The following is a 9,766-nucleotide window of genomic DNA, read 5'->3' as shown; positions in this document are numbered from 1 at the left end:
TCTCCTGCAACCATATGAGTTCCGCTTGCAGCTACAACGCCAAGTAGAACAAGAACAAACGTTGAATAAAATAATCGCACGTATCCGGCAATCTCAGGAGTTGGACAGCTTATTCAAAGCAACGAGTCGGGAAGTTCGACAGTTACTAAATGCCGATCGCGTGGCGGTATTTCGTTTCTTCCCCGAACAAGGCTTTGACGAAGGAGAATTTATTTCTGAAGATGTGTTGCCAAGCTACACTTCCACAGTGGGATTGAAAGTACGCGACCATTTATTCGGACAAAACTTTGCTCCTCAATATCGGCAGGGTCGCATCCAAGCAGTTGCAGATATTCACAATTCGGGAATGTCCGAATGCCACGTCGAATTACTCGCGCAATTTCAAATCCGAGCTAACTTAATTGTGCCCCTGATCGACAAAGATGAACTGTGGGGATTGCTCTGCGTTCACCAGTGCAATGGCCCGCGTGAATGGCAAACTCATGAAATTGATTTTGCTAAGCGAATTGCCGCTCAGTTTGGGGTTGCCTTGGGACAAGCTAACTACCTGCAACAACTGAAAGATAAATCCGAGCAGTTAGCAGTTGTAGCGGAACGGGAGAAAAACTTTATTCAGATTATCGGTAAAGTTGGACAATCGATCGCCGATAAGATTCAGCACTCCCAAGATATCGACACAACTTTTAAAACAACTACTCAACAAATCCGACGCTTGCTGAATGCAGACCGAGTGGTAGTTTATCGCTTTAATGCTAATTGGGGCGGTACTTTCGTAGCCGAATCAGTCGCTACTGGCTGGACATCTTTACTCAACAATCATTCAGATGATAACCACTACGTAGACGATATTGTTGATTATGGCGGTACACTACAACGAAAGGGAGTAAAATTCCGAGTTACGGATAGCTATTTGCAGCAAACTCGTGGAGGTCATCGCCACGAACGCCACAATTTTGTAGTTGATGATGTCTCTAAAGCGGGTTTTCCAGATTGCTACGTGGAACTTTTAGAGCAATTTGAAGCCAAAGCTTATGTGCTTGTGCCGATTTTTGCGGGGGAAACGCTTTGGGGTTTGTTAGGTGCGTATCAAAATACAGGTTCTCGTCATTGGGAAGAATCTGAAATAAATTTGCTGACTCAAATTGGCACCCAATTGGGAGTGGCTTTGCTGCAAAGCGAGAGTCTCAAACAATTGCGAGTAAAATCAGAAAAACTGACTGAAATCGCACAACGGGAGCAAACGCTAACTAAAGTTATTGACAAGATTCGGCAGTCGCTAGATGTGAATGCGATCTTCAGGACAACAACGCAAGAAATGCGTCAGTTGCTGAATTGCGAGCGCGTCGCTGTTTATCAATTCCAACCCGATTGGAGTGGTATTTTCATCGCCGAATCGGTAGGCGGTAGCTGGACAAAATGGGTAGGCCCGGACATCACAACTGTTTGGGAAGATAGCCACTTGCAAGAAACCCAAGGCGGTCGCTATCGTAAAAATGAAAGGTTTGCCGTTGAGGATATTTATTCCAAAGCTCACGATGTCACTAAGATCGGTCTTTCGCGCTGTCACGTCGAAATGTTGCAGCATTTTGAAATCAAAGCTTATATTATTGTGCCGATTTTTCTTGGCGATACGCTTTGGGGTTTGCTAGCTGCTTATCAACACTCAGATGTGCGTCACTGGGAAGATGCAGAAGTGAATTTGCTGGCCCAAGTGGGTATCCAAATGGGTGTGGCTTTGCGACAAGCAAAATATGTGGAACAAGTGAAGGAGCAATCCGAGCAATTAGCGGCGGCGGCGAAACGGGAGAAAGAAGCAAAAGAGCAGTTACAACAACGAGCAATTCAGTTGTTGAGTGCGATTCAGCCGACTTTAAAGGGCGATTTGACGGTGCGGGTTCCGATTACAACTGATGAAGTGGGAACGATCGCAGATGCTTACAATAACATCATCCAGAGCTTACGTAAAATCCTCGTGCAGGTGCAAACTGCCACTGGAAAAGTGCAGCAAACTTCTCAAGTTAGCGGCGTGTCTATTGGAGAGTTGTCTCAGCAAGCGCAGCATCAGTTTAAGCAACTTACCCAGGCGCTTCAACAAGTGAAGGCGATGGTAGATTCTACCCAAGCAGTGTCAACAAACGCGCAACAAGTGGAAGTTGCGGTACAGCAAGCTAACCAAACTGTACGCCAAGGGGATGCAGCGATGAACCGCACGGTGGAAGAAATTATCACCATTCGCGAGACTGTGGCGACAACAGGTAAGAAAATTAAACGTTTGAGTGAATCATCGCAAAAAATCTCCAAAGCGGTGAATTTGATTCGCGATTTGGCTACGCAAACTAACTTGCTGGCTTTGAATGCGGCGATCGAAGCTACGAGAGCGGGAGAATACGGTAAGGGATTTGCTGTGGTAGCGGATGAAGTCCGCAGTTTGGCGCGTCAGTCGGCGACAGCAACTACTGAAATCGAGCAGTTGGTGCAGGAAATTCAATCAGAAACTGGTGAAGTTGTAGTGGCGATGGACACTGGTATTCAACAGGTGGTGCAAGGTACTCATTTGGTGAATGAAACTCGTCAAAGTTTGAATGCAATTGTGAGCGCTACGGCACAAATTCAGCAGTTGGTGGAAAAGATTACCCAGGCAACTCAGCTGCAAACTCAACAATCGCAATCGGTGACAGCAACGATGACGAGTGTGGCGGCGATCGCTAACAAAACTTCTGAGGATTCTCTGAATATTTCTGCTTCGTTCAAAGAGTTAGTAGCAATGGCAGAAGAGTTGCAGGCTAGTGTAGGCAGATTTAAAGTCAGCTAATTTTAGATTTTAGATTGCAGATTTCAAATTTAAGGGATTAATTAATCTGCAATCTGAAATTTTAAATGTAAAATTGGCAATTTATCAGGGGTATATATGAACCGAGAACAGATGAAAACACGAACTAAGGAGTTTGCCAAACGGGTAATTAACTTGTGCAGGAAACTTCCGGAAACCAGAGAAGGGCAGCTTATTGGCAATCAACTATTCAGATCGGGAACTTCAGTAGGTGCTAATTATCGCGCTGCTTGTCGAGGGCGATCGAGGGCTGAATTTATTGCCAAACTCGGTATTGTTTTGGAAGAAGCTGATGAATCTTTATACTGGCTGGAAATACTGGCAGAAACTGAAATTGTCAAGCCTGAACTTTTGATGTCGCTTATGAGCGAGACTAAAGAACTTGTGGCTATCTTTGTCGCTAGTCTCAATACAGCCAAAGGCAAAGTGTAAAATAGCCAATTTAAGATTTAAGATGGCAGATTGAATAAATTTGCTATCTGCCATCTCAAACTCTTACTTAAATTTGAAATCTGAAATCTCAAATTTTAAATTAATATGAGCCTTGATACCAATATCCGCGAACAGGGTTATCAGTATTTTGTTGCAGAAGCACCGGAACTTTTGCAGGCGATCGAACAAGATTTGCTGACTTTGCGAGAAGATTACAGCCTTGTTAAAGTGCATAGCTTAATGAGGACAACCCATACCCTTAAAGGTGCGGCTGCCAATATGGGGCTGGAGACGATTAAAACGATCGCTCACCATTTGGAGGATGTATTTAAAGTTCTATATAGCCCCGATTTGTCGATCGATACAGAATTAGAAACGCTGTTAATTGAAGGGTATGAGTGTTTGCGCTTTCCTTTGATGGCGGAAATACAAGGCGGTTATATAAATGACAATGAAGTTTTGGATCGGGCAGTTTATGTATTTGCCCAATTGCAAGAAAAATTGGGAGATTATTTTGCTCGCGAAACGCATATTCCTACTTCGGTGGAGTTAGGATTTGATATTACTCAATCTATTTTTGAAGTGGGTGTTAAACAAAGACTGGAAGAATTGGTAAATCTTTTAAATAATTCTCAACCTTGGCAGGTAGAGCCAGCTTTGCGAGAGCAAGCAGAAATTTTTGTAGGTTTGGCGGAATCTTTAAATTTACCGGGGTTTGGTGCGATCGCGCAAAAAACGATCGCTGCTTTAGAGCTTCATCCAAAACAAGCAAGTAATATTGCCAAGGTAGCTATAACTGATTTTTGGCAAGCCTGGTCAGCGGTGATGGCGGGCGATCGCACTCGTGGTGGAGAGCCTTCTTTTACCTTACAACAGCTAGCCGGGACAATTTTACCAGTAAAAGTGGCGATCGAGGTAGGAGAGGATAGGAGGGGCGGCGCAGAAGAACAGGAAGAATTTGTTTTTTCGGAGTCCGATTCCGAATTTTCTAGCTTTATAGATGAAGCAGAAAATTTTGTTGAAATAGATGATTATGTTGATTTACCAGCCTCAGATTTAGATCTCAGCTTAGAAGAAGTTTTTGGCAGTTTGGTTGCCGATACAATAGCTCAAAGTACTGAAATTAGCCCAATCGCAAAACAGACGGCGAATGTCACGGCTGCCAATGTAGCAGAGGTGGATGAAAGTACGGAAGATGGGGAAAATTATCAACGCATAGTTACTAAATCCCAAATCCCAAATCCCAAACCTGTTTCTCCATCTGTACGAGTTGATTTAGATCTGCTAAAAAGCCTGAGTCACTTAGCAGGGGAACTGCTGATCAATCAAAATCGCCTAGCTAATATTGCCGAGCAAATTCAAGACTCGGTTGGGCGATCGCGCTTGCGGTTGCGACGACACCAGCAAACAATGAGCGAACTGCGCGACTGGTGCGATGAAATATCGATCGCCCAGGAGCGACAAAATGCCAAATTGCAGATTCCCGACTTTAAATTACCAAATGGAGAAGCAAAACTTCTTTCTGCGATCTTAAATCTCAAATCTGAAATTAACTCTAACTTCGATTCCTTAGAGTTGGATCGCTACAGCGAACTTCACGTACTTTTGCAATCAGCCATAGAAGAAATTGTCCAACTAGAAGAATCTACAGATTCTACCGATATATTGGCACGACAATCAAGCCAAATTATTGAAAAACAGCGACGCCTGTTGAATAACGTGCAAGATAACATGAGAGAGGCACAAATGTTGCCTGTTGGGGAAATTTTCAGTCGCTTTCCTCGACTCTTGCAACAACTGACGACAGCTCATCGCAAACCAGTAGAACTGACGCTGCGGGGTACAGATGTGCTGGTGGATAGGGCGTTAGCAGAAAAGCTGTACGACCCGTTACTGCACTTAGTTCGCAATGCCTTCGATCACGGGATCGAAGCACCTCAAATTCGCGCTCATAGAGGCAAACCAGAAACAGGTAACATTGAAATTCGTGCCTATCATCAGGGCAATCAAACAATTATTGAAGTCAGCGATGACGGTCAGGGGCTGGACTTAGATCGGATTCGGCGGCGTGCGATCGAACTGCAATGGATGTCTGCGGAACAAGCTAATAAATTGTCTGAAAATGCCGTGTTAGATTTGTTGTTTGAACCGGGATTTTCTACCGTATCGCAACTGAGCGATCTTTCCGGTCGCGGCATTGGTTTAAATGTTGTACGTTCCCAAATGCAGGCGCTTTACGGATCGGTTTTAGTACGCTCGGAACCGGAGAATGGCACAACATTTTCTCTGCAATTTCCGCTAACTTTAACAATGGGGAAATTGATGGTTTGTGAGGTAGGTGGTGCTGTGTATGCCTTGCTATCGGATGCTATTGAACAGATAATTATCCCCAAATCAGAGCAAATTCAAAAATTAGAAGGTCAAAAAGTATTGCGCTGGAGTAGGGGCGAGTCTCAAGTTATGGTGCCTGTGTACAATATGGCCGAATTGCTGGGCTACAGTTACCATTCTCAAGCACCGGGTTACACTCCTCTGCTGCTGCTACGCCGACATCAAGAACTTTTGGGGTTGGAAGTCGATCAAATTTTGGGCGAACAAGAACTGGTGATTAGACCTTTAGGTAAAGCGATCGCACCTCCCAGCTATGTCTACGGTGGCAGTACCCTTGCTGACGGTCGCCTCACACTTGTGATTGACGGTACTGCGTTGGTCGATCGCTTGTTTAATCAATTAACAGTAAAATTGCAGATTTCCGATCTAAAATTGCCAATCGATAACAAAAATCCTACGTTCAATCTGCAATCTGAAACTTCAAATTTGAAATTAAAGCCATCTGCGATCTCTCCTCTTCTTCTTCCTCGTTCTCCCTCTGCTTCTATCGCCTCTTCTTCTCCTAAAATTTTGGTAGTAGATGATTCGATTAGCGTGCGTCAAACGTTAGCATTGCTCCTGCAAAGAGCGGGTTACCAAGTGCTACAAGCACAGAACGGTCGAGAGGCACTACAGCAAATGCAACAAAATCGAGGTATTCAATTAGTCATTTGCGATATTGAAATGCCTGTGGTGAATGGTTTTGAATTTTTAAACAATTGCAGTCAAGACCCAGATTTAGCTAAAGTGCCTGTGCTTATGTTAACTTCTCGCCAAGGTGAAAAATATCGGCTTATATGCTTAGAAATGGGGGCTGTGGGCTACTTTACCAAGCCCTATCGCAACGACGAACTTTTGGGTGCGATCGCTGACTGGCTCGCTCAAAAAGCTCCCGCTGCCATCACTTTCTAAGAGAGTCAAAAATGCGAACAAGGGGGAAAAGGAAAAAGGGGAAAAACCCTTTCTCCTTTTCTCCCTTTTACGCTTTTTCCGAACCTGTGTCAGCAACCCAGTTTCTAGCATTACTTGACTGAGGCTCTAGCAGCCTAGCATTTAAGAATTTCTTCACAAGTAGATGACATACTTTGACGATCGAGTTGCCGCCAAAGATGGTAACATCATCAGGGTGGCTTATCGCTCGGCAGCAGTAACTTGCTGCCATTACCCAAAGCGATTACCTAAGATAATCCCAACAGTTGCCGCCTAAAAGCAAAAAACAATGATAATTTCAGATTTAAATTTGAAATTTATCGAAATCATTTAGTAAAGTATCTAACGGCAATTCCTTATGCTTGGACTCAAGCGCTTAAGTATTAAAGCAAAAGTTCAAATCATGCTCCTGATAGTGAGTATGATTTCCATACTGGTGATTGGCTACCTGGGCTGGAGTTGGGCAAGGGCTGAGCTGAGAGAGACTCTCTTCGATCATTTGGCCAGTATCCGTAGCGCCAAAGCTTATCAGCTAGAATCCTACTTTACCAACTTAAAGCACCACCTGGAGACTCTGTGTGAGGATCGGATGGTAGTGACAGCAATGAAGGAGTTCAATGAGGCATACGACGAACTCAACCAAAAAAGTATTCCTGCGGAGTGGGATAAAGCAATTGAAACATATTACAGCAAGGAATTTTTACCTCGGCTGTCTAAAAACATTCTGGGAACACCCAACTTTGAAACCTACGCGCCACAAAGTCCAGCAGCTCGATATCTCCAATATCACTACATTGCCCATAACCCGCATCCGGTGGGAGAAAAAGATGCTTTGCAGAATGCGGGAGACGATAGCAAGTACAGCAATATTCATACCCAGTACCACAAGCTATTTCGGGACATCATCAAAAAGTTTGGCTACTACGATCTCTTCCTGATCGATCCGAAAAACGGGGAAATTGTCTACTCAGTTGATAAAGAGACGGATTTTGCCACAAATCTGAGTGAGGGCCCTTACAGTCGCAGCAATTTAGGGAATGCGATCGCATCTGTGCAGGATAATCCCGATCGCGACGCGATTACAGTAGTCGATTTCCAATTCTATCGCGCCTCCTATGGGGCACCTGCGGCATTTATCGCTGGCCCGATTTTAGACGGTTCCCAGTTGGTCGGCATTCTCGCCGTGCAAATGCCGGTGGATGAGATTAACGACATCGTAACAGGGCATCGCCAGTGGCAGGGTCTGGGGAAAACAGGAGAAACCTATCTGGTGGGTTCGGATTTTCTGATGCGATCTTCTTCCCGCTTTTCGATCGAAAAGCCGGAGGACTACAAGGCAACTTTGCGTGCTAGGGGTACAAAAGAAGAGACGATTCAACTCATTAGTAATATCGGCACTTCTATCCTGTTGCAGAAGATCGACACCAAGGCAGCAAAAGCGGTCATCAAACATGGTGAAGGTAGCAAAATCACTCAAGACTATCGCGGTATTAAGGTACTCAGTTCCTACTCGCGCCTCAATCTACCCGGCTTAGACTGGGCAATTGTGTCGGAAATAGATATCGCTGAAGCCTATAAATCTCTTTATTCGCTGCAAAGTTACCTGTTTACCTCAACCGTAATCCTCGTGTTGGTGGTAACTTTTGTGGCTGGTGTAGCCGCCGCCAAATTTGTCAAACCGATCAAAGCGATGGTGGAAGCATCTGAGAAAGTAGCTGCGGGAGAAGCAGACGTTGAACTGGTGGTGGATACGCAAGATGAGTACAAAGATTTGGCAGATATCTTTAACCAAATAATTAAAGGCTTTCGCCAGCAAAATCACGAAGTCGAACAGAAATATCGCCAAAGCGAGAGCTTGTTATCGAAATTATTGCCCAAGACGGTAGCCGATCGACTCAAGAAAGGCGAAAAAGAAATTAACGACTCGATTCCACAAGCGACGGTGATGTTTGCCAGCATAACTGGCTTAAGGAAGTTAGAAGCAGATAAGGGTGTTAAAGCAGTTGCAGAACAACTCAACGAATTGATCGATTCCCTCGATGAACTTACCGATCGCTACGATGTAGAAAAATTAAAGGTCGCCTGCGATCGCTACATTGCCATTTGCGGACTCACCAAACCCCGTCTCGATCACGAAAAACGAATGATGGATTTTGCCTTGAAGGCACTCGACATTACGCAAGGCATTAATAACCGACTTAATACCAGGCTGGGTCTCGGCATTGGTATTCATGCAGGCAGAGTGACGGCAGGCATCATCGGTACGCAAAAGTTTTCTTACGATTTGTGGGGAGAGACGGTAGTAATCGCCAGTTACCTGAATACTCAAGCTGAAGCCAACGCGATTGTAGTTACCCAATCAGTGCGCGATCGCTTGGGCGATTCATACGAATTTGAACATGGAAAAGCGATCGATGTGGAAGGTAACAGACTAAATACCTGGGTGTTGAGGAAGAGAGCGCTGACAGATCTAATCGGTGCGCTTACAGGTGGTTTAGATCTCGATGCTTTTGATGAATTTAACGACGGTGATGATATAAAACCAAACAAGCCGATCGAACCACCAAAATCAACGATTAACCAATTTACTAGCAGTTTCGGTGTGGCTGCGTTTGACGACGTTACAAAAGACGACGTACAAACAACCGCTCCCTCAGTAAATAAAACTACTTCTTCACCGACATCAAGTTTCGGTCAACTGACTGGCGATTTAGGTATTGATGATTTTGATGATATTCAAGATGAGAAAAGCGATGCGCTCGCCGATAGCAAAACTACTTCTTCACCGACATCAAGTTTCGGTCAACTTACCAGCGATTTAGGTATTGATGATTTTGATGACATTCAAGATGAGAAAAGTGATGCGCTCACCGATAAGCAAACTGCTGAAGTAACCACATCAAGTTTCGGTCAACTGACTGGCGATTTAGGTATTGATGATTTTGATGACATTCAAGATGAGAAAAGTGATGCGCTCGCAGATAGCAAAACTGCTGAAGTAACCACATCAAGTTTCGGTCAACTGACTGGCGATTTAGGTATTGATGATTTTGATGGCATTCAAGATGAGAAAAGCGATGCGCTCGCCGATAGCAAAACTGCTGAAGTAACCACATCAAGTTTCGGTCAACTGACTGGCGATTTAGGTATTGATGATTTTGATGACATTCAAGATGAGAAAAGCGATGCGCTCGCCGATAGGCA

The 9,766-nt window shown here is 44.4% G+C and carries 5 protein-coding genes; 4 read left to right on the top strand and 1 reads right to left on the bottom strand.

Annotated features, from left to right (window positions below; translation table 11 throughout):
- The 3 genes from H6S82_RS08235 to H6S82_RS08225 form a co-directional block, all read left to right on the top strand.
- Nucleotides 1-2,812 (top strand): GAF domain-containing protein (locus H6S82_RS08235; RefSeq protein WP_191056141.1); only part of this gene is annotated, 2,812 nt, incomplete at its 5' end.
- 111 nt (nt 2,813-2,923) lie between these two features.
- A complete protein-coding gene (locus tag H6S82_RS08230) occupies nt 2,924-3,262 on the top strand; it encodes a four helix bundle protein (RefSeq protein ID WP_242056860.1) in 339 nt (112 codons plus the stop codon).
- A gap of 105 nt (nt 3,263-3,367) precedes the next feature.
- On the top strand, nt 3,368-6,544 hold the full coding sequence (locus tag H6S82_RS08225) for a hybrid sensor histidine kinase/response regulator (RefSeq protein ID WP_190465634.1): 3,177 nt from the start codon (nt 3,368-3,370) through the stop codon (nt 6,542-6,544).
- A 67-nt stretch (nt 6,545-6,611) separates the two neighbouring features.
- Here the strand turns inward: H6S82_RS08225 and H6S82_RS08220 are convergent, their stop codons facing one another.
- A complete protein-coding gene (locus tag H6S82_RS08220; RefSeq protein ID WP_190465636.1) occupies nt 6,612-6,794 on the bottom strand; it encodes a hypothetical protein in 183 nt (60 codons plus the stop codon).
- 171 nt (nt 6,795-6,965) lie between these two features.
- Between H6S82_RS08220 and H6S82_RS08215 the strand changes: the two genes are divergently transcribed.
- A partial coding sequence (locus H6S82_RS08215) for an adenylate/guanylate cyclase domain-containing protein (protein ID WP_206756854.1) occupies nt 6,966-9,766 on the top strand: 2,801 nt, incomplete at its 3' end.

Source organism: Planktothrix sp. FACHB-1355, assembly GCF_014748295.1.
Lineage (GTDB): Bacteria > Cyanobacteriota > Cyanobacteriia > Cyanobacteriales > Aerosakkonemataceae > Aerosakkonema > Aerosakkonema funiforme_A.
This window is presented reverse-complemented; position numbering and strand designations above follow the sequence as displayed.

Bases quoted from the DNA above. Each gene is read 5' to 3' on its own strand.
- H6S82_RS08220 (WP_190465636.1), bottom strand. From the start codon at position 6,794: ATGGCAGCAAGTTACTGCTGCCGAGCGATAAGCCACCCTGATGATGTT.
- H6S82_RS08225 (WP_190465634.1), top strand. From the start codon at position 3,368: ATGAGCCTTGATACCAATATCCGCGAACAGGGTTATCAGTATTTTGTT.
- H6S82_RS08230 (WP_242056860.1), top strand. From the start codon at position 2,924: ATGAAAACACGAACTAAGGAGTTTGCCAAACGGGTAATTAACTTGTGC.